Annotated in this window: 16 protein-coding genes and 1 pseudogene; 11 read left to right on the top strand and 6 right to left on the bottom strand. The window is 70.5% G+C overall.

The annotated features are described in order from the left end of the window. Positions 1 to 108: 108 nt before the first annotated feature. The gene (locus ACWEOE_RS41335) at positions 109 to 1,077 is read right to left on the bottom strand and encodes a tetratricopeptide repeat protein (RefSeq protein ID WP_452019182.1); all 969 of its coding nucleotides are present in this window, start codon (positions 1,075 to 1,077) and stop codon (positions 109 to 111) included. 170 nt (positions 1,078 to 1,247) lie between these two features. Between ACWEOE_RS41335 and ACWEOE_RS41330 the strand changes: the two genes are divergently transcribed. After that, positions 1,248 to 1,652, top strand: coding sequence for a hypothetical protein (locus ACWEOE_RS41330; protein ID WP_452019180.1), 405 nt, complete (start codon positions 1,248 to 1,250; stop codon positions 1,650 to 1,652). Positions 1,653 to 2,175: 523 nt separating this feature from the next. On the opposite strand, the gene ACWEOE_RS41325 is transcribed toward ACWEOE_RS41330, so the two are convergent. Then, a complete protein-coding gene (locus ACWEOE_RS41325) occupies positions 2,176 to 2,481 on the bottom strand; it encodes a thiamine-binding protein (protein WP_452019178.1) in 306 nt (101 codons plus the stop codon). Positions 2,482 to 2,569: 88 nt separating this feature from the next. On the opposite strand from ACWEOE_RS41325, the gene ACWEOE_RS41320 reads away from it, so the two are divergent. Next, positions 2,570 to 3,070, top strand: a complete 501-nt coding sequence (locus ACWEOE_RS41320; protein ID WP_452019176.1) for a MarR family winged helix-turn-helix transcriptional regulator — start codon at positions 2,570 to 2,572, stop codon at positions 3,068 to 3,070. A gap of 82 nt (positions 3,071 to 3,152) precedes the next feature. Here ACWEOE_RS41320 and ACWEOE_RS41315 read toward each other — a convergent pair whose 3' ends face one another. The 3 genes from ACWEOE_RS41315 to ACWEOE_RS41305 all read right to left on the bottom strand — a co-directional run bounded on the left by ACWEOE_RS41315 (position 3,153) and on the right by ACWEOE_RS41305 (position 9,553). Next, entirely contained in the window at positions 3,153 to 3,524 is a 372-nt protein-coding gene (locus tag ACWEOE_RS41315; RefSeq protein ID WP_452019174.1) for a DUF3817 domain-containing protein, read from the bottom strand. A gap of 312 nt (positions 3,525 to 3,836) precedes the next feature. Then, positions 3,837 to 6,236, bottom strand: coding sequence for a GH92 family glycosyl hydrolase (locus ACWEOE_RS41310; protein WP_452019172.1), 2,400 nt, complete (start codon positions 6,234 to 6,236; stop codon positions 3,837 to 3,839). A gap of 80 nt (positions 6,237 to 6,316) precedes the next feature. Next, positions 6,317 to 9,553: a GH92 family glycosyl hydrolase gene (locus tag ACWEOE_RS41305; protein ID WP_452019170.1), complete on the bottom strand. Its 3,237-nt coding sequence runs from the start codon at positions 9,551 to 9,553 to the stop codon at positions 6,317 to 6,319. 324 nt (positions 9,554 to 9,877) lie between these two features. Between ACWEOE_RS41305 and ACWEOE_RS41300 the strand changes: the two genes are divergently transcribed. From ACWEOE_RS41300 to ACWEOE_RS41260, 9 genes and pseudogenes are all read left to right on the top strand, one after another. Next, complete coding sequence (locus ACWEOE_RS41300; RefSeq protein ID WP_452019168.1) at positions 9,878 to 10,861, top strand: LacI family DNA-binding transcriptional regulator; 984 nt, start codon at positions 9,878 to 9,880, stop codon at positions 10,859 to 10,861. Then, positions 10,858 to 11,895 (top strand): class I mannose-6-phosphate isomerase, encoded by a 1,038-nt coding sequence (locus ACWEOE_RS41295; RefSeq protein WP_452019166.1) that lies wholly within the window; start codon positions 10,858 to 10,860, stop codon positions 11,893 to 11,895. Before ACWEOE_RS41300 ends, ACWEOE_RS41295 begins: the two co-directional genes overlap by 4 nt. Before the next feature lie 4 nt (positions 11,896 to 11,899). Beyond that, positions 11,900 to 12,028, top strand: a complete 129-nt coding sequence (locus ACWEOE_RS41290; RefSeq protein WP_452019164.1) for a hypothetical protein — start codon at positions 11,900 to 11,902, stop codon at positions 12,026 to 12,028. A 197-nt stretch (positions 12,029 to 12,225) separates the two neighbouring features. Next, positions 12,226 to 13,280, top strand: a pseudogene (locus ACWEOE_RS41285) (sensor histidine kinase). Then, on the top strand, positions 13,277 to 14,032 hold the full coding sequence (locus ACWEOE_RS41280) for a LytR/AlgR family response regulator transcription factor (RefSeq protein ID WP_452019162.1): 756 nt from the start codon (positions 13,277 to 13,279) through the stop codon (positions 14,030 to 14,032). Before ACWEOE_RS41285 ends, ACWEOE_RS41280 begins: the two are co-directional and overlap by 4 nt. A 289-nt stretch (positions 14,033 to 14,321) precedes the next feature. Beyond that, positions 14,322 to 14,669: a hypothetical protein gene (locus ACWEOE_RS41275; protein ID WP_452019160.1), complete on the top strand. Its 348-nt coding sequence runs from the start codon at positions 14,322 to 14,324 to the stop codon at positions 14,667 to 14,669. Continuing rightward, complete coding sequence (locus ACWEOE_RS41270; RefSeq protein ID WP_452019158.1) at positions 14,670 to 16,412, top strand: sodium/solute symporter; 1,743 nt, start codon at positions 14,670 to 14,672, stop codon at positions 16,410 to 16,412. It abuts the gene before it with no gap. 71 nt (positions 16,413 to 16,483) lie between these two features. Continuing rightward, complete coding sequence (locus ACWEOE_RS41265) at positions 16,484 to 16,843, top strand: DUF485 domain-containing protein (RefSeq protein ID WP_452019156.1); 360 nt, start codon at positions 16,484 to 16,486, stop codon at positions 16,841 to 16,843. Then, entirely contained in the window at positions 16,840 to 18,471 is a 1,632-nt protein-coding gene (locus ACWEOE_RS41260) for a solute symporter family protein (protein ID WP_452019154.1), read from the top strand. Before ACWEOE_RS41265 ends, ACWEOE_RS41260 begins: the two co-directional genes overlap by 4 nt. Positions 18,472 to 18,529: 58 nt before the next feature. Here ACWEOE_RS41260 and ACWEOE_RS41255 read toward each other — a convergent pair whose 3' ends face one another. Beyond that, on the bottom strand, positions 18,530 to 19,249 hold the full coding sequence (locus ACWEOE_RS41255) for a peptidylprolyl isomerase (protein ID WP_452019152.1): 720 nt from the start codon (positions 19,247 to 19,249) through the stop codon (positions 18,530 to 18,532). Positions 19,250 to 19,455 lie beyond the last annotated feature (206 nt).

Raw genomic sequence — 19,455 nt, 5'->3', positions numbered from 1 at the left:
GCGAACTACGTCCATCCATACAACTGCTCCCCGGAAGCCGGAACTGAATTTCTCAGTCCAACTTCCGGGGAGCAGTTCAGGGAACGGGGGCCTTCGTCCGGTATCGGCTCAGAACAAGGCGCTCGCCAGGTTGCGGCGGGCCTTCATCACGCGTTCGTCGGCCGGGTCGAAGAGCTCGAACAGGGCGACGAGGTGCTCGCGGACGCGGTTGCGGTCGTCGCCGGCGGTGCGGCGCACGGCGTCGATCAGGCGGGTGAACGCGGCGTCGACATCCTGTTCCGCGATCTCGAGGTCGGCGGCCGCGAGCTGGGCGTCGAGGTCGGCCGGGTCGGCGTCGGCCTTGGCGCGGGCGTCGGGGTCGGCCGCTTCGGCGCGGGCCGTGAACTTGACCTGGGCCAGGGCGTTCTTGGCCAGCTCGTTGGCGGGCTCGGCGTCGAGGATGCGCTCGTAGGCGGCCTGCGCGGCGGCGAAATCGCCCCGCTCGAAGGCTTCCTCGGCCTCGGTGAAGCGCGGGTCCTCGGGCTCCTCGATCGGGCCGCGGACCTCCTCGGCGGCGCGGATGCCGGGGAGCTTGTCGCGCAGCGCGTCGAGCAGCGCGCCCAGCCACTTGCGGATCTCGGGCTCCGGCAGGGCACCGGAGAACGCGTCCACGGGCTGGCCGCCGCCGATCGCGACGACCGTGGGGATCGACTGGGCGCCGAACAGCTGTGCGATGCGCGGGTTGGCGTCCACGTCGACCCGGGCGAGCACCCACGCACCGGCCGCTTCGGTGGCGAGGCGCTCGAGCACGGGGCTGAGCTGCTTGCACGGGCCGCACCAGTCGGCCCACAGGTCCACGAGCACGAGCTGGTTGAGCGAGCGCTCGACGACGTCGGCCTGGAACGTGGCTTCCGTCACATCCAGGATCACGTCCGAGGGTGGCGCGGCCCCCTCCGCCGGCGCCGCACCCGCGTGCGGCGCGGGGGGCTGGCTCCGGGACGCGTCGGCCCGGGCCTTGAGCGCGGACAGGTCGACCGCGCCGGACAGTGCGGCGGACATGGCCGCTGAGTTCGCTGCAGATCCGCGTGGGTGTGTCACGCCCTCCATCCTGGCACGGCGGGGCGGGACATTTCACCGCTGGTGCCCGGGTGGGGCGGTCGTGGCGTTCGCTTGCCGCGATCACGCGGCTGCCGGGTCGCGATCGCGTCGCGGATTGGCAGGAGCGGCCGGCTCGTGCATGCTCACGGCGGAAGATCAGGGAGGCCGTGATGCTGAGCCGGCGCAACGCGACCGTGGTGGTGGCGGTCGGGGTGGGCGTGGCGTGGGTCCTCGCGATCACCGTGAGCATTGCCAACCAGCCGGACCCGGGGGCGCCGACGCCGGTCGCACTGCGCGATTCACTGCGTGGCGCGCTGGTGACCCGTGACTCGGGGGCGTTGGAGGACCTGCTGAACTACCCGGGCTCGGGCGCTTCGGACTTCGCCGACGACTACGTCGCGGTGCTGGGTGACACGGACGCGCGCGACATCGCGGTGCAGCTCGTGCCGGACGACCTCGCCCCGACCCGCGCGGTGGTGACCGGCGTGGCGCGAGGGGCGCGGTTCACGTATTCACTGGCGGTGACCAGGGAAGAGGGACGGTGGACGGTGGCGTTGACGCCTCCGTTGCCCTAGGGAAAGCGGGCAGTCCTGCGGGTTTGGGGCCTTGTCTGCGCGGGCCGCTGGGCGGGAAGTCGCGTTGTTCCGGCGGGAACGGCGATCGCCGCCAGCGCGGGCCTCGCCCTCAACCGGGCCGGGCGACATCGCGCGAATGGACCGCTGGTGCCGCAGCGGGGGCCGAGAGCAATGGCTGTCCCGCCGGCTCACCCGGACGACGCAATCAACGCCGGCACCGGGGTGGCCCGCAGGCAAGTCGCGTGGCGAGAGCCCGGCGGAACCGCACGAATGGACCGGTGGCGCCGCGACCGGGACCGAGCTCGACGAAATCGCAGGCGAGGACCGGGTACCAGCAACGCGAGTGGGCCGGTGGCGGCGCAAGCCGAGGTGGAGCGGCGTGACCGTGCGGGCCAAGCCGGCGGCGGGTGCGGCCGGCGGCGAGCAGGCCGTGGCCGTTGGTCGGCAGGTGGTACGGGCGTGGCTGGTGGCCGTAAGGGGAGGCGGGCTCCGGGCCCAAGTCGCCCGGAGCCGCGCGCGAGCGTCAGGCGTCGCGGAGATGGGCTTCCACACGGGCGACCTTGGCGGTGAGCTGGTCGGTGTCGTAGCCGGGGCGGATGTCGGCCTTGAGGACGAGACCGACGCGGGCCGAGCCCTCCCCCGCGGCGGCCACGGCCTGCTTCACGACGGCCATGACCTCGTCCCATTCGCCTTCGATCTCGGTGAACATCGAGCTGGTGGAGTTCGGCAGGCCGCTGTCGCGGACGACCTTGACGGCGCGGGCGACGGCTTCGCTCACGCTGCCGTCCGGGGTGGCGGCCGAGGGGCTCACGCTGAAGGCGACGATCATGTCGGGGTCCTTTCCTGGATGCGGAACAATGGCGGGGCGAGCAGGGCGATCGCCGTGTTCCGGGTACCCGCTGGTAACTTCGTTTGTCATGAACCGACCGCTGCCGTTCGACCCGATCGCCCGCGCGGCCGAGATCTGGGAGGACCGGATCGGCCCCGCCGGAACCATGGCCGCGGTCACCGGACTGATGCGGGTGCAACAGATCATCCAGTCGGCGGTCGACCACTCGCTCAAGCCGCACGGCCTCACGTTCGCCCGCTACGAGGCGCTCGTGTTGCTCACCTTCGCCCGCAACTCGCGGCTGCCGATGCGCGTGATGGGTGAACGGCTGCAGCTCCACCCCACCAGTGTCACCAACATAGTCGACCGCCTCGAGCGCGACGGGCTCGTGAAGCGCGTGCCGCACCCCACCGACCGCCGCACGACGCTCGTCGAGATCACCGACGACGGGCGGGCGCGCCGCGAAGCCGCGACGGCCGCGGTGACGGGGATCGACTTCGGGCTGACCGGGTTGACCGAGCGGCAGGTCGAGCAGCTGACCGAACTGCTGACGAAGGTGCGCCGGTCGTCCGGCGACTTCAGCGAATAGCCGCTCCGGACGAAAACCGCTCCGAACGCCGAACGGGCCCGCACGACCGCGATGGTCGTACGGGCCCGTCGAAGCGAACGGCTCAGGCGTTCACGGTCTCCGGCACGCGCGGCTCGAACAGGCCGACACCGCCGTGGGTCAGGCGCTGGGGACCGTCGAGGCGGCCGTTGCGCAGGGCCCAGGTCTCGAAGAGCCAGGTGAACAGCGGCGGGATGCTGGACAGCAGCGCGAGCACCAGCGTCTTCGGGCGCCAGCCGAGCGGCTTCGCCACGGACAGGGACGTGACGACGTAGAGGACGAAGATCACGCCGTGGACCATGCCGATGACGGGAACGCCGCCCTCACCGGAGGTGTGCACGACGTACTTCAGGAACATCCCGATCAGCAACGCGGCCCAGGACAGGGCTTCGGCGACTGCGGCCACGCGGAACACGAGAGCGGCCTTGCTGGACACGACTTCCTCCTGTGACGTCACGGGTGCGTGCTTCCTGCACACACAAAACGCGCCCGGGGAGCACTGTCCAAGGGGGACTTTCCCCTCGGTCGTCAACAGCACTGTCGGACGCGTATGACACCAGTGTGAGGCGTGACCGCTCTCACCGAAACACCGGGGGCCGTGACTATCCTCACGACGCGTGACCACGAGTGGTCTGAACCATTGAGCGGCCGTGCGGAAAACCACCGGAAATGCCCCGAAAACGGGGAAGACCCCCTCCCGGTCTCGCATTCCGGGAAGGGGTCTTCACAGACCGTTCTCAATCGGACACTAACCGGCACAAGGTGACGGCGGCGCCGACGAAGGTGACGTTGCCCACGTGGCCTGCGAGGCGTCGGCGGTGAGGGTGAAGTCCAGTGTGGTCCCGCGCGTCAGCTGGTCCACGTTGACGTACGCCTTGTCCGACGAACGGGACAACCAGCCGTCACCCACCTTCAGGCCGCGGATGTACTGGAGTTTCGACCCGTCGGCGCCCGGTGCCTTGATCGTCACCGAACGCCCGTTCTGCAGGTGCAGCACCGACTTCGCGAACTGCGGCGCGTTGAGCACGAAGTTCCCGGTACCGGGCACGGCCGGGTAGAGGCCGAGCGCGCTGAAGACGTACCAGGCCGACATGGTGCCGAGGTCGTCGTTGCCCGTGACGCCGTTGGGGGCGTTCGTGAACAGGGTGTGAGCCGCGCGCACCACCGCGGAGGTCTTCCACGGCTGGCCGGTGAGCGTGTACATCCACGGCGAGTGCAGGTCGGGTTCGTTGTTGGGGTTGTAGCGGAACTGGTTGTAGTAGGAGTACGGCCCGACGACCCACTCCTCGCGGACGGTCTTCGCCGGGTCCGTCACGAGGTCGTCGTAGGCGAAGAAATCGTCGAGGCGGGCGTGGGTGTTGGCCGCCCCGCCCATCTCCTTCATCAGGCCGGGCACGTCCTGCTGCACGAGCCACTGGTACTGCCACGCGGTGCCCTCGTGGAAGCCGTCCTGGCTCTGCGGGCTGTAGGCCTGGCCGGCCGGGGTGAACCAGTCGCCGCCGGCGACCTTCGGGCGGAAGAAGCCGGTGAAGCCGCGGTCGGACACGGTGGAGTCCCACAGCGTCTGGTACGTGCGGCCCTTCGCGGCCAGCGCGGCCGCGTCCTGCTTCTTGCCCAGGGCCGCGGCCATGGTCGAGAGCGAGCAGTCGCCGAGCGCGTACTCGAGCGTGGCCGACGCGCCGTGGTTCGGGTCGGTGTCCTGGCCCTTCTTGGGGAAGTTCGGGTCGTACTGCACGAACCCGTCGGCCTGGTAGCCGGCGTTGCCGGAGCGGCCCTGGAACGGCGAGGACGCCGGCGGGATCTGCTGCGAGTTCTGCAGCAACGCCTGGTACGCCTCGACTTCGTCCCCGCGCAGCGCACCGAAGCGCCACAGGTCGACCAGGAACGGCGTGACCGGGTCGCCGGTCATGGTGTTGGTCTCCTGGCTCGCGTACGCCCACCGCGGCAGCCAGCCGCCCTCCTCGTGGATCGCGAGGATGCTCTTCGCGATGTCGCGGGCCCGGTCGGGCTTCAGCAGCGCGAGGAGCTGATTCTGGCTGCGGTAGGTGTCCCACAGCGAGAAGAAGTCGTAGTACGTCCAGCCGATCGCGCGGTGGATCTTCTTGTCGAAGCCGTAGTAGCGACCGTCGGCGTCGTTCGCGGTCTGCGGCTGCAGGAAGGCGTGGTAGAGCGAGGTGTAGAACACCGTGCGCTCGTCCGGCGTGCCGCCGCCGATGTCCACACTGGACAGTTCCGTGCGCCACGTGCGCTGGGCGTCGGCCTTCACCGCGTCGAACGGGCGCACGCGCGAAGCCGCGAGGTTCACGTCGGCGCCGTGGGCGTCCACCTGGGAGATCGAGGTGGTGGCCGTGATCTGGTCCCCCTTCGGGAACGTCAGCCACGCGCCACGCAGGCCCGCACCACCGGCCGAGGTCCTGCTGCCGGGCGTTCCGCCGGTCGGCGACCAGGTGCCGTAGCTGGAGAAGGGCTTGTCGAAGTGAGTCGTGAAGTACGTCGTGTAGGCCTTGCCACCGCAGAAGGCCTGCGATTCGACGGTGCCCGCGACCGTGTGGTCGTCGACGATCCGCACGCTGCTGCCGGTCACCGGCTCCTTGGCGTTGGCCTGTCCGACGTTCACGAACACGTTGGCGGGCCCCGACTTGTCGAACGTGTAGCGCTCGACACCGCTGCGCGTGGTGGCCGTGGTCTCGACGTCCACGCCGCCGTAGCCGGTCAGGTGCACCTTGTAGTAGCCGGGTTTGCCGACCTCACCGTCGTGGGTGTAGGGCGCGGCGTAGTTCGCGTTGTCGAAGGTGGCCGGTTTGGTCGTGTCGAACGCGGCACCCGGGCCGACGGCGCCCGTGGTGGGCAGGGTGGACACCAGGCCGCCCTGTTCCCAGCAACCGGCGCCGGACAGGTAGAAGTGGCCGAAGCCGCGGATCGCGGTGTCGGTGTAGAGGTAACCGGCGTAGTGCGTGGTCGACGGCGAGACCTGCACCATGCCGAACGGCGCGGACGCCCCGGGGAACGTGTTGCCCTCGTCCTGCGTGCCGATGAACGTGTTCACGGAATCCAGCGCGTCGGCCGGTCGTGCCGACGCGGTGACCGGCGTGAGACCGGCCGCCGCCACGGCGAGCGCGAGCGCGCCCGCCAGTGTTCTGCTCCTCATCGAGCTCCCTCCGGGGAACGAGTTCGTGGCGGGCCCTTCCCCGAACGAGGAAGGACCCGCCACAGTTGGTGGAAAACGGGTCAGCCGACGGCGATCGCGAAGATGTGCATCGCGCCACCGCTGACGTTCGACGGCAGCGTCACGCTCGCCACCGTCTTGCCGGCGTCCAGCGTGATCGGCGCGGTGCCGAACACCATGGTGCGGATCTGCTGCGGGTCGGTGCCCGAAGCGTTGCGGTACGGCGTGGACAGCACGATCCGGTTGCCGAACGACGGCTGCGCCGCGCCGCCGCCGAGGGTCCAGTCGGAGACGCCGACGGTGGCGCTCGACGTGGTGCCGTCGGTGTAGGTGACGGTGAGCGTGCCCTGCGCGTTGCCGTTGGAGCCCGCGCCGAGCAGCGCCAGCCGGCCGGAACCGGACACGGTCACCTTCTGGCCTCCTGCCACCACGTTGTCCGGGTCGCCCGCCGGGAACGCCGGCCAGGTGAACTTGAGGCCGTCGCTCGTCACCGTGCCGCCCGGCGTGGCGCCGGCCGCGGCCAGCGCGTCGGCCGAGTAGCTCCAGCCGCCGCCGTCGAAGTTGGCCTTCGTCGAGTCGGAGTCGGGCGAGATGCCGGCGTTGTCCACTGTGGCCAGCCAGCTGCCCTGCTGCGCCACGAGCACCGTGAGCACGGCCTGAGTGGTCCCCAGCCCCGGCGCGGAGAACGTGACCGGGATGCGGCGGGCGCCGTCGGCGGTACCCGCGGGCACGGTGACCGTCACCGTGGCCTGGGCCTTGCCGCTGGCGGGCACGGCGATCGAGCCCGACGCCGGCGAGAGCGTGATGCCGTCGGCGCTCGAAGCGGTGTAGCTCCAGGTCTTCGCGGTGCCGGACAGGTCCTGCACGCCGATGGTCGCGGTCGCCGTCGAGCCCGCCGGGGTCACCACGCGGGCCGGGTTGGCGAACGCCAGGCTCGGCTTCTCCTGCTCGCGAAACGACGGCGGCTCGTTGTCCGCGCCGGCGCCCCACTGGGTGGCCGTGGCCGAGCGGGTGAAGTCCAGCGTGCCGCCGGTCGAGATCAGGGCCTCGGGCAGCCACGACTTCGCGGCCGCGCCGCCGTTGACCTTCAGCGACCCGACGTAGTCACCGGTGCCCGGCGCGTTGATCGTGATCTTCTTGCCCGCACCGGTGGTGAGCACGGCGTGCTCGAAGCGCGGCGTGGAAAGCAGCACCTCGGCGCGGCCCGGGATCTCCGGGTAGACGCCCAGCGCGGACCACACGTACCAGGCCGACATCTGGCCGAGGTCGTCGTTGCCGATCAGGCCCTCGGGACGCGGGTTGTAGAGCTCGTCCATCGACCGGTGCACGATGGCCTGGGTCTTGGCCGGGGCACCCGCGTAGCTGTAGACGTAGGGCGCGTTGGAGTTCGGCTCGTTGCCCATGAAGGCGAACGGCTCCTGCGTGCCCGCGTTCAGCTGTGTGAAGAAGGTGTCCAACCGCGACTGGGTCGCCGCGTCGCCGCCGAACGCCGAGACGAGGCCGCCGAGGTCGTAGGGCACCATCCACTCGTACTGCGCGCCGTTGCCCTCGACCCAGCCCTGCGAGCTGGCCGGGTCGTAGGTGCCGGCGAACGAGCCGTCGGCGTTGCGCGGCTGCAGGTGGCCGGTGCCCGGGTTGTAGAGGTTCTGCCAGTTCTGGGCACGCTTCATGAACGTGGTGTACGTCGCGGAGTCGCCGAGGCGCTTCGCGAACTGCGCGATGGCGAAGTCGGCGCTGGTGTACTCCAGCGTGTCCGCGCCGGCGCCGGGCACGTAGCCCAGCCGCAGGTAGTCCGCGAGGCCGGGACGCTCGGTGTAGCCCGTGGTCGGCTGCGTGGCGCCCTTGATCATCAGCAGCAGGGCCTTCTGGGCGTCGAAGTCACGCGCGCCGAAGGCGTACGCGCTGGAGACGATGATGTGGTACGGGTCGCCGTTCATCACGCCGGTGTAGTCGTTGGCCACGGTCCAGCGGTCCCACGAGCCGCCCTGCTCGGCGTAGGCCATCATCGAGCGCACGATGTCCGACGTCTGGGCCGGGTCGATCGTGGCCAGCAGCGGGATCTCCGAGCGGTAGATGTCCCAGCCGCTGAAGTTGGTGTACATCGCGTGGCCCGTGTCGGCCTTGTGGATCCGGCCGTCGAAGCCGGGGTACGAACCGTCCACGTCGGAGAACACGTTGGGCTGGATCAGCGAGTGGTACAGCGACGTGTAGAACGTGGTCATGTCGGCGTCGGAGCCGCCGCTCACGGCGACCTTGCCGAGCTGGTCGTTCCACGCCTTGCGCGCGCCGGCCGCGACCTGGTCGAACGACTTCTTGCCGTTGTTCTCGGCCTTCAGGTTCGCCTTCGCGCCGTCGACGGACACGAACGACAGCCCGACCTGCACGTTGACCTGCGCCCCGTTGAGGTTCGCGAAGGTCACGTAGCCGCCGCTGCCGGGGCCGCTCACGGTGGTGTCCTGCGTCTTGGCCTTGGCCGGGCGCGCGATCGCGGCATTCACGCCGTTGGGCTGCGCCACCTTGGCTCTGGCGCCACCGGTCTCGGACGTCTTGCCCGGTGTGACGGCGCCGTTCTTCCACGTGCCGATCGAGGCGAACGGCGTGTCGAACTTGGCCGAGAAGTACACGCGGTAGGTGTTCTTCGCGCCGCAGAAGCGGCCGCTGGTGGCCCAGCCACTGATGGTGTCCTTGCCGATCGTGATCGACGCGTCGTCGGTGCCGTTGACCGAGCCCGACGTGTTGACCAGCAGCGTCGAGGACGCGCCGGCGGGGTAGGTCAGGCGCGCGGAGCCGGTGCGCTGCGTCGCGGACAGCTCCACCTCGGCGCCGCTGTCGAGGGTCACGTCGTACTCGCCCGCGGTGGCGTGTTCGTTGTCGTGGCTGAACTTCGACGTGTAGTGGCCCGGGTCCGTGGCGGGCGAAGTCGAGACCTCGCCGACGTACGGGATGAAGGGGATGTCCTCGTAAGTCGAGCAGCCCGCGCCCGAGAGGTGCGTGAGGCTGAACCCGGTGAGGGCGTTGTCGTCGTAGAAGTAGCCGCCCGGCTGCGACTTCACCGTGTCCGGGCTCCACTGCACCATCCCGAACGGCGCCACCGCGCCCGGGAACGTGTTGCCGGCACCACCACCGGTGCCGTGGTCCTCACCACCCGGCCGCGTTCCGACGAAGGGGTTCACCCACTTCGCGAAATCCGTGGCCGGTGCCTTCGCCGCTTCGGCCGCGGTGGCCGGCGCGACCGCCGCCACCACCGCCGTGGTCAGGAAGATCAGTCCGGCTCTCCAGCGCGCTCGCGCCATCGCCATCGCCTCTCCAGTCGTCGGCGCGACGCCGTTGCCGGCCCCGGGGTCAAGGCGTGGATGACAACCTTGTCGCGCACACCGTCGATGCGGGCAACATTGGGCAATCCTTCACGAGAACGTCAAGTGCGAGGTGGGAGCCTGTCTTGTTCCGGACACACTGATCAGCCATCTGCCTCACAACTTTCGGGGGCTGAATCCCGTTCCTCGCGAACCGGGCATTGACAGCCACCCGCTCCGTGGTGTGCAATCTGCGCCACTATGACAACGTTGTCTCCTCATGGCCGGGAAGCGGACGGGCTTCCCCGCCCGGCGAGCCGACGGGCCACGATGAGCGATGTGGCCCGGCTGGCCGGCGTCAGCATCAAAACCGTGTCCCGCGTGGTCAACGACGAGCCCGCGGTGCACCCCGACACCGCCGAGCGCGTGGTGGCGGCCATCGAGCAGCTCGGGTTCCGCCGCAACCTCGGCGCCCGCAACCTGCGCCGGGGCTCCACCACGGGCACGATCGGGCTGATCGTGGAAGACGTCGGCAACCCGTTCTACTCCGAGCTCAACCGCGCGGTGGAGCGCATCGCGACGTCGTTCGGCCGCCACGTGCTCACCGGTTCGTCGGAGGAGAACTCCGACCGCGAACGCGAGCTGGCGCTGGAGTTCTGCGCGCGCCGCGTGGACGGGATCCTCGTGGTGCCCGCCGGCATGCAGCACGGTTACCTCGTGCCGGAGATGCGCGCGGGCACGCCGGTGGTGTTCCTGGACCGCCCGGCCGGGGACATCGTGGCCGACACCGTGCTCGTGGACAACCTCGGCGGCACCATCGAAGCCGTCTCGCACCTCGTGCAGCACGGCCACCGCCGCATCGCGTTCCTCGGTGACAGCCCGGACATCTTCACCGCGGCCGAGCGCCTGCGCGGCTTCCGCGAGGGCTGCGTGCGCAACGGCGTGTCCTACGACGAGAGCCTCGTTGTCATGCGCACGCCCACGCAGGAGACGATCTCGCACGCCGTGGCCACGCTGCTGTCCGGTCCCGCCGCGGCGACCGCGGTGATCGCGGGCAACAACCGCGTGGCCGTGCACCTGCTGCGCGCGCTGGCCCACGCCGAGCACCGGCCCGCCATGGTGAGCTTCGACGACTTCGAGCTGGCGGACCTGCTGGACCCGCCGGTGACGGTCGTCGCCCACGACGTCAGCGCCCTGGGGCACGCGGCGGCAGAGCTGCTGTTCGCGCGGATCCAGGGGGATCAGTCCGCACCCAGAAAGGTAGTCCTGCCCGTGCATCTTGTCGCTCGTGGTTCCGGTGAGGTCGCCCCGTGAGCACGCACCTCGAACCGATCCGGCTGCCGGCCAACCAGCCCCCGCAGTTCTACCGCGGTGGCGACGCGATCGCCGCGCTGCGCGGGGCCACCGGCACCGACTCGAAATTCGGCCCCGAGGACTGGGTCGGCTCGGTCACCACGATGTTCGGCCAGGAGACCAACGGTCTCACCCAGCTCCCGGACGGCGGCTGGCTGCGTGACGCCGTGCGCGGCAACGCCGAAGCCTGGCTGGGCGCGGCGCACGTCGCGAAGCTCGGCGACTCCACCGGCCTGCTGGTGAAGCTGCTCGACGCCGGCCAGCGGCTGCCCGTGCACTTCCACCCGAGCGACTCGTTCGCACAGAAGCATTTCGACTCGCACTTCGGCAAGACCGAGGCGTGGATCGTGGTGGGCACCTACGGCGACGACCCCCGCGTGTACCCGGGCTTCAAGGAGACGGTGAGCAAGGCGACCGTCGCCGAGTGGACGCGGGAACAGGACGCGCCGAGCATGCTGGGGGCGCTCAACAGCGTGTCCGTGCAGGCCGGGGACACCGTGTACATCCCGGCCGGGCTGCCGCACGCGATCGGCGAGGGCGTGTTCGTGGTGGAGCTGCAGCAGCCCACCGACTTCTCGCTGACGCTGGAGTGGCGTGACTTCCTGGCTTCGCCGGAAAAGGGCCACCTCGGCATCGGGTTCGACACCGCGATCGAAACGCTCGACACGTCGGGCTGGGACGCCGAGCGGCTCACCTCGATCGTGAAGCACACGGCCGAGGACAAGGCCACGTCGGTCGACCTGCTGGCCGCCGGTTCGGACGAGTTCTTCCGCGCCGACCGCGTGCAGCTTACCGGCGATTCGCTGGCGTTCGACCCGTCGTTCTCGGTGCTCGTGGTGCTCGACGGGTCAGGCACCCTGCGCACCGAACACGGCGGCGAGTTCGCCCTGGCCAAGGGCGAGACGTACGTGGTGCCGTTCGACGCCGGGCAGGTCGAGGCGTCGGGTTCGCTCACCGCGATCCGCTGCCGCCCGCCCGCACTCGACAAGAGGTAGGCCGATGAGCGAGCTCCTGCTGGACGCGGTGGACCTGACCAAGCCGCGTGGGGTCACGGCGGCGGCCGACTTCCGGCAGGATCCTGCTCGACGGAGCCCGTCCGAAGTGGACGGCCTGCGCAAGGGCGAGTAGAGGGCGAGCCGGTGACGCGCAACCTGCCGGCGGAGCTGCACTCGATCACCAAGGACGACCTGGACACGAACTCGAAGTACTTCTACAAGCAGAGCTGGTAACGATCCTTCGAAGGGGACTTTCCCGCGTGGAAAGTCCCCTTCGCCGCGTTCGGGGCTAGGATCTACCCCCTGCCCGTCGCCGAGGGGAGGCCGTCGATGACCGAGGGTGTGCGGTTGCCGTGGCGCTCGGCTGTGCGCGCCGGCCCCGTGCCGGTGCTGGCCGCGGCCCGCAAGGTCACCGACGACCTGATCGACGGCCTCGGCGGCACCCACGCGCGGCGTGCGGCCCACGGGCTGCGGCGGCTGTTCGGCGTGGCCGGGCTGGGGCTCACGGACCTGTCGGGCTCGCTGCTGTGGTCCGGACGGCCGGGGCCGGACGCCACCGTCGCCCGCGTGCTCGACGAGGTGCTGCACAGCGAGGAACCCGCTTCGCTCGACGAGGTGACGGCCGTGCCGCTGCACGTCCACGACGAGCTGGCCGGGGCGCTGCTGGTGGTGGGCCTGCGCGGCTCCGACGTGGTGGGGCAGGCGGCCGACGTCGTGGTGCAGGCGCTGGAACGCGGCCGGCTGGAGGCGTCGGCCGATCAGGCGGCGCAGGCGGAGTTGCGGGCGTTGCGGGCGGAGATGTCACCGCATTTCGTGTACAACGCGTTGACGGTGATCGCTTCGCTGGTGCGCTCGGAGCCGGACCGGGCGCGGGACCTGATGCTCGACTTCGCCGACTACACGCGCTACAGCCTCGCGCGCCACGGCGAGTACACCGTGGTGGCGGAGGAGTTCCGGCGGTGGAGACGTACCTGGCGCTGCAGCGCGCGGTGCTGGGTGAGCGGCTGAAGGTGCAGGTGCGGGTGGCGCCGGAGGTGCTGGCGGTGGCCGTGCCGTACCTGGTGCTGGAGCCGCTGGTGGAGAACGCGATCCGGCACGGCATCGAGCCGCGAGCGACCACCGGGCTGGTGCAGGTGCACGGGCAGGCGGAAGGGAACGACTGCGTGATCAGCGTGGAGGACGACGGGGTGGGCATGGACCCGAAGCTGGCCGCGGACATCCTCGCGGGCCGTGCTTCTTCCGATGGCCTCGGTCTGGCCAATGTGGACAGACGACTGCGCAACGTGTACGGCGCCTGGTACGGGTTGACCGTCGAGACCGAGGTCGGCGCCGGCACACGGGTGGTCGTGCGGGTGCCGCGGTTCCAGCCGGGGGTGCTGCCGTGAGCGGGCTGCGGGTGCTGGCGGTCGACGACCTCGCGCCGGCGCTGGACGAGCTGTGCCGCATGCTGCGCGAGGCCCCGGAGGTCGGCGAGGTCGTGGGCGCGGGCGACGCGTTGTCGGCGCTGAAGCTGTTGCAGGCCGACCCCTTCGACGCGGTGTTCCTCGACATCTCCATGCCGGGCCTCGACGGGCTGGAGCTGGCCACGCTGTTGGCCCGCTTGTCCGAACCGCCGGTGATCGTGTTCGTGACGGCCCACGACGGCCACGCGGTGGCGGCGTACGGCATCGGCGCCGTGGACTACCTGCTCAAGCCCGTCCGCACGGAACGCCTCGCGGCGGCGCTGGCGAAGGTCGTGCGCATGGCGCCGGGTTCTCCGGCGAGCCCCGTGCCCGACGCCATGGCCGCCCTCCCGGTCGACGCGGGTGGCCGCACCCGCTACGTCCGCCGCGACGACGTCCTCTTCGTGGAAGCCCACGGCGACTACGTCCGCCTCCACACCCGCGGCGGCGTGCACCTGGTGCGCATGCCGATCTCGCGGCTGGAGGAGTACTGGGAGGGCACCGGGTTCACGCGGGTGCACCGGGGATTCCTGCTGTCGGTGTCGGCGGTGGTGGAGCTGCGCAGCGACACGACGGGTGGGCTCCTGGCGCACACGCACGCCGGCGACGTGCCGGTGAGCCGGCGGCACGCGCGGGATCTGCGGGACCGGTTGTTGGAGGCGGCGCAGCAGGGACAGCTGGGGTCGTCCCGGTGAGCGGGGCCGGGCCGGTCCGCTCTGCCCCCGTGCGGCATTCGGTGCGCTGGCCGCACCCAACGCGGCGTTCGGTGCTTTGCACGCACCAGAAGTGGCATCGGTGCGCCCCTGGCTCTCCAGGCGAGCCGCCGGTGTGCGCGGGATCCGCCGGACCAGCTTCTGGAGGCAGCACAGCCGGCACAGATCGGATCGTCCTGATGAGGGCCCGCTCGGCGTGCCCCGCCCCCATCCGGCATTCAGTGCGTTGGGCGCAGCGAACGCAGCATCGGGGCGCCCAGGAGGCCGCGCGGTGAGCCGGGTGCGGAGGGTGGTCGTGATGAGCCCCCAGACGCGGCTGGCGCGGTCGCGCCGGCAGGCGCGCGGGCGGTGGCGCATGCCGCGGCTCAGGGCGTCCGACGCGGAGCGCGCCGCCGAGCTCTACCGGGTGCAACGCAGGCGGGGCATTCCGGCGCTCGTGGCGATGTTCGCGCTCGTGCTCGGGTTGCCCGCGGTGTTCGCCGTAGCGCCGGGGCTGGACGGGGTGCGGGTGTGGGGCATTCCGTTGTCCTGGTTGATGATCGCGCTGCTGCCGTACCCCGTGATGGCCGGGCTGGCACGGTGGCAGTTGCGGCGGGCGGAGAAGGCCGAGGACCGCTAGATGGACCTCGCGCTGGCGGTGACACCGGTCGTGCTGATCACGTTGCTCATCGGCGTGCGCGGGGTGGCCGCGATGCGCACGACGTCCGACTTCCTGGTGGCGTCGCGGAGGATTTCGCCGTTCGTGAACTCCGCGGCGGTGTCCGGGGAGTACTTGTCGGCCGCGTCGTTCCTCGGGGTGGCGGGGCTGGTGGTGAAGGACGGCGTCGGCGCGCTGTGGTACCCGGTCGGGTTCACGGCGGGGTACATCGCGATGCTCGTGCTCGTCGCGGCGCCCATGCGGAGGTCCGGGGCGCTGACCGTGCCGGACTTCGCCGAGGCCCGCCTGGCATCGCCGGCGCTCCGAAGGATCACGGCCGTCGTGGTGCTGGTGATCGGCACGATCTACGTCGTCCCGCAGTTCCGCACGGCCGGGCTGGTGCTCACGGCCGTGGGCGGCACGCCGTACTGGGTGGGGGTGGTGATCGCAGGCACGGCCGTCAGCGTCACGCTGGCGCTCGGCGGGATGCGCGCGGCGACGTACGTGCAGGCGTTCCAGTTCTTCCTCAAGCTCCTTCTCTTCCTCGTGCCCGCGCTGTGGCTCGTGCTGCACGTGAGCCAAGCCGACCGCGACGCCGCGCTCACGCCCGTCGAGTTCACCCGCTTCACGCACGAGACGCCGGTGGACTTCGAGCACGACGTGACCATCGAGCTGCGCGAGCCCACGACCGTCATCGCCGAAAACGGCCCACGCACCTTGCCACCGGGTGAGCTTGAAGTCCACAGTGGACAACGAATGGTCTTCGCCGCCAACGCGCCGGTGCCCGACGTCAGCGACGGCGCGGCGCTGGGCGGCCCCGACTGGCAACGCCCGCTGCTCGACCTCGACAAGGGCTACCCGCTGCTGGGCACGTGGGCCGTGCTGATCGCGACGATGCTCGGCACCATGGGCCTGCCCCACGTGCTGATGCGCTTCCACACCAGCCCCGACGGCCGCGCCGCGCGCCGCACCGCCGCGATCACCGTGGCGCTGCTGGGCGTGTTCTACCTGTTCCCCGGCGTCTACGGCGTGCTCGGCCGGGTGCTGGTACCCGAGATCTACCTCTCCGGCGACACGGACACCGTCGTCGTCGCGCTGCCGGCCGAGGTCGACACCGGGTGGGCCGGCGAGCTGTTCACGGCGCTGCTCACCGCGGGCGCGTTCGCGGCGTTCCTGGCGACGTCGCTGGGCCTGCTGCTCGTGATGTCCGGCGCGCTCGCCTACGACCTCATGCCCGGTGGCCTGCGCCGCCTGCGCGTCACCGTGGTCTTCGCCGCTGCCGCGATGGTGGTGCTGGCGCTGCCGTCGGCGCGGCTCGACGCCGGGGTGCTGGTGACGTGGGGCTTCACCGTGGCCGCGTCCACCTTCTGCCCGCTGCTCGTGCTCGGCATCTGGTGGCCGCGCCTCACCGCTGCGGGTGGGATCTGCGGGGTGGTGACCGGGCTCGTGGCCTCGTCCGGCTCGATCCTGTTCGCCCTGGCCGGGCCGAAGCTCGACGGCTGGGTGGCGATCTTGGTGTCGCAACCGGCACCCTGGTCCGTACCGCTCGCGTTCGGCGTGATGGTGGCCGTCTCCCTGCGTGGCCGGCCCCCGTCCTGGGCCGGCGCGGCCATGCTCCGCCTGCACCTCGACGAACGAGCGCCCGGGCCCGAACCGCCCCATTCGTCCGCACCCGCGTACCGCTCGTCGACCGTTCGTCGTGTGGCCCGGCGTTTGAACCGCTGACGCTTCCTCCTCGGCGCCCGCCTCCCTACTGTGGCGCGGACCACAATCCGCAGCGTCGCGAGGGAGTGACGATGAGTCCCACCGACACCGGTCCGCCCGGCGAAGCGCCGGACATGGACTGGGAACAGGTCCAGGAGAGCGCCGAGTTCAGGCAGCTGCGCGGCCGGTTGCGCCGCTTCGTCTTCCCGATGACCGCGCTGTTCCTCGCCTGGTACCTGCTCTACGTGCTGCTGGCCGACTACGCGCACGGCTTCATGAGCACGAAGATCGCCGGCAACTTCACCGTGGGCCTGCTGTTCGGCCTGCTGCAGTTCGTGTCGACGTTCCTCATCACCTGGCTGTACGTGCGCTACGCCAACCGGAAGCTCGACCCGCTGTCCGGGCGGATCCGTGAAGACATCGAGAACCCGGCCGCGAAGGAGTCAGAATGAGCACCCTCGCCGCGGGCGTCGAAGGCAGCAACCCGACGCTGAACATCATCATCTTCGCCGTGTTCGTGGTGATCACGCTCGTGGTCGTGTTCCGCGCGAGCCGCAACACGAAGACGGCCTCCGACTACTACGCCGCCGGGCGCGCGTTCAGCGGCCCGCAGAACGGCATCGCGATCAGCGGTGACTACCTGTCGGCTGCGTCGTTCCTCGGTATTGCGGGTGCCATCGCGGTGTACGGCTACGACGGGTTCCTCTACTCGATCGGCTTCCTCGTGGCCTGGCTGGTCGCGCTGCTGCTCGTGGCCGAACTGCTGCGCAACACCGGCAAGTTCACGATGGGCGACGTACTGGCGTTCCGCATGCGGCAGCGTCCGGTGCGGGCCGCGGCGGCGATTTCGACGCTGATCGTGTCGTTCTTCTACCTGCTGGCCCAGATGACCGGCGCCGGCGGCCTGGTGGCGCTGCTCCTGGGCATCGAGGGCAGGACGGCGCAGTCGGTGGTCATCGCCGTGGTGGGCGTGATCATGATCGCCTACGTGCTCATCGGCGGGATGAAGGGCACCACGTGGGTGCAGATCATCAAGGCCGTGCTGCTCATCGTCGGCGCGCTCGCGATGACGCTGTGGGTGCTCGGCAAGTACGGCTTCAACTTCTCGGCTTTGCTGCAGGGCGCCGTGGACAAGGCGGGCCAGGTCGGTGAGACGCTGCTCGGGCCGGGCAAGCAGTACGGTGCCACGGGAACGTCCAAACTGGACTTCTTCTCGCTCGGCATCGCGCTGGTGCTCGGCACCGCGGGCCTGCCCCACGTGCTGATGCGCTTCTACACCGTGCCCACGGCCCGCGAAGCCCGCCGCTCGGTGGTCTGGGCGATCGTGCTGATCGGCGTGTTCTACCTGTTCACGCTGGTGCTCGGTTACGGCGCGGGCGCGCTCGTCGGCCCCGACGACATCAAGGCCGCACCGGGCGGTGTGAACTCGGCGGCGCCGCTGCTCGCGCTCAACCTCGGCGGGCCGGTGCTGCTGGGCCTGATCTCGGCGATCGCGTTCGCCACGATCCTCGCCGTGGTGGCCGGTCTGACGATCACCGCGTCGGCTTCGTTCGCCCACGACGTGTACGCGAACGTGGTGAAGCGCGGCAAGCCGACGCCGGGCTCGGAGGTGCGCGTCGCGCGGATCACCGCCCTGGTGATCGGCGCGGTCGCGATCGTCGGCGGCATCCTGGCCAACGGGCAGAACGTCGCGTTCCTCGTGGCGCTCGCGTTCGCGGTCGCGGCTTCGGCGAACCTGCCGACGATCCTGTACTCGCTGTTCTGGAAGCGGTTCAACACCCAGGGCGCGCTGTGGAGCATCTACGGCGGCCTGATCGTGTCGCTGGTGCTGATCGTGTTCTCGCCCGCGGTGTCGGGCAAGCCGATCGACGCGAAGACCGGCAAGAGCGCCTCGATGCTGCAGGGCGTGGACTTCCACTGGTTCCCGCTCGACAACCCGGGCCTGGTGTCGATCCCGGTGGCGTTCCTGCTCGGGTGGCTCGGCACGGTGCTGTCGAAGGAGCGCAACGCGAAGAAGTACGCGGAGATGGAGGTGCGGGCGTTGACGGGTGCGCACGCGGAAAAGGCTGTGCAGCACTGAGTTTCGTGCGAACGGAGCGGGCAGGGACTTTCGAGTCCCGGCCCGCTTCTTTCGTTTGTCACAGGCCGAGCGGCAGCACCAGCTCCAGGTCGGTCTTGCGCGCGGGTGCGCCGTCCGTGGGGCTGCCTTCGGGGTCGGGCTTGATGCCGCCGGCGGCGACGCGGTCGAGGGTGCGCAGACCGAGCGGGCCGACGGTGCCGAAGACCGTGTAGTCGGGACGCAGGGTGGAGTCGCCGTAGACGAGGAAGAACTGGCTGCCGTTGGTGTCCGGGCCGGCGTTCGCCATGGCGATCAGACCGCGGGAGTAGATGCGGCCCGCCGGGTTGGTGGTGGACGGCGGCAGGTCGGTGGGGAGCTCGTCACGGAAGCGGTAGCCGGGGCCGCCTTCACCGGTGGCCGTGGGGTCTCCGCACTGCAGCACCTTGAGGGTCGGGTAGTCGGTGAGGCGGTGGCAGGTGGTCTGGTTGAAGAAGCCGTGGCGGGCCAGGTGCAGGAAGCTCTGCACCGTGCACGGCGCCTCGGCGCGGTCGAGGGTGAGCGGCAGCAGGCCCTGGTTGGTGAGCACGGGGACGGCGACCTTGCCGCGGTCAGGGGTTTGCTGCGGGTCGGGCGGCAGGGGCACGGGACGGGCGGCGGGCTCGTCCGGCGTTTCGGTGTACTGGCAGGCGCCGTGGGTCGTGGTGGGCTCGCTGTTCGCCACGGTCGCGGCGCCGGCCGTCGGCGCGAACGCGGCGAGCAGTGAACCGACGGCCAGCGTGGTGACGAGGAGCTTCTTCATGCGTTTCCTCCCAGTGAACGAATCACGGAAGCATAAGCAGGGGTTGGACCCTTCGGCATCCGGCGAAAGTGGGAGGCTCACGAAACGCTGACCGCCTCCTGACAACTCCTCCCTAGTGTCCTGAGTCATAATTTCGGGGCCAGTGGTTAGGGTGTTGTGATGCCGAATCCGAAACTGCCGCCGTTGGTGTTGAGTGACGAGGAGCG

This window comes from Amycolatopsis sp. NPDC004368 (assembly GCF_053602515.1).
The sequence above is the reverse complement of the archived record's forward strand: the minus strand, read 5'-3'. Positions and strand labels throughout refer to the sequence as shown.

Excerpts from the sequence above, each read along its gene's own strand:
- ACWEOE_RS41330 (WP_452019180.1), top strand. The coding sequence starts at position 1,248 with ATGCTGAGCCGGCGCAACGCGACCGTGGTGGTGGCGGTCGGGGTGGGC.
- ACWEOE_RS41325 (WP_452019178.1), bottom strand. The coding sequence starts at position 2,481 with ATGATCGTCGCCTTCAGCGTGAGCCCCTCGGCCGCCACCCCGGACGGC.
- ACWEOE_RS41320 (WP_452019176.1), top strand. The coding sequence starts at position 2,570 with ATGAACCGACCGCTGCCGTTCGACCCGATCGCCCGCGCGGCCGAGATC.
- ACWEOE_RS41310 (WP_452019172.1), bottom strand. The coding sequence starts at position 6,236 with ATGAGGAGCAGAACACTGGCGGGCGCGCTCGCGCTCGCCGTGGCGGCG.
- ACWEOE_RS41305 (WP_452019170.1), bottom strand. The coding sequence starts at position 9,553 with ATGGCGATGGCGCGAGCGCGCTGGAGAGCCGGACTGATCTTCCTGACC.
- ACWEOE_RS41300 (WP_452019168.1), top strand. The coding sequence starts at position 9,878 with ATGAGCGATGTGGCCCGGCTGGCCGGCGTCAGCATCAAAACCGTGTCC.
- ACWEOE_RS41290 (WP_452019164.1), top strand. The coding sequence starts at position 11,900 with ATGAGCGAGCTCCTGCTGGACGCGGTGGACCTGACCAAGCCGCGTGGG.
- ACWEOE_RS41270 (WP_452019158.1), top strand. The coding sequence starts at position 14,670 with ATGGACCTCGCGCTGGCGGTGACACCGGTCGTGCTGATCACGTTGCTC.
- ACWEOE_RS41265 (WP_452019156.1), top strand. The coding sequence starts at position 16,484 with ATGAGTCCCACCGACACCGGTCCGCCCGGCGAAGCGCCGGACATGGAC.
- ACWEOE_RS41260 (WP_452019154.1), top strand. The coding sequence starts at position 16,840 with ATGAGCACCCTCGCCGCGGGCGTCGAAGGCAGCAACCCGACGCTGAAC.
- ACWEOE_RS41255 (WP_452019152.1), bottom strand. The coding sequence starts at position 19,249 with ATGAAGAAGCTCCTCGTCACCACGCTGGCCGTCGGTTCACTGCTCGCC.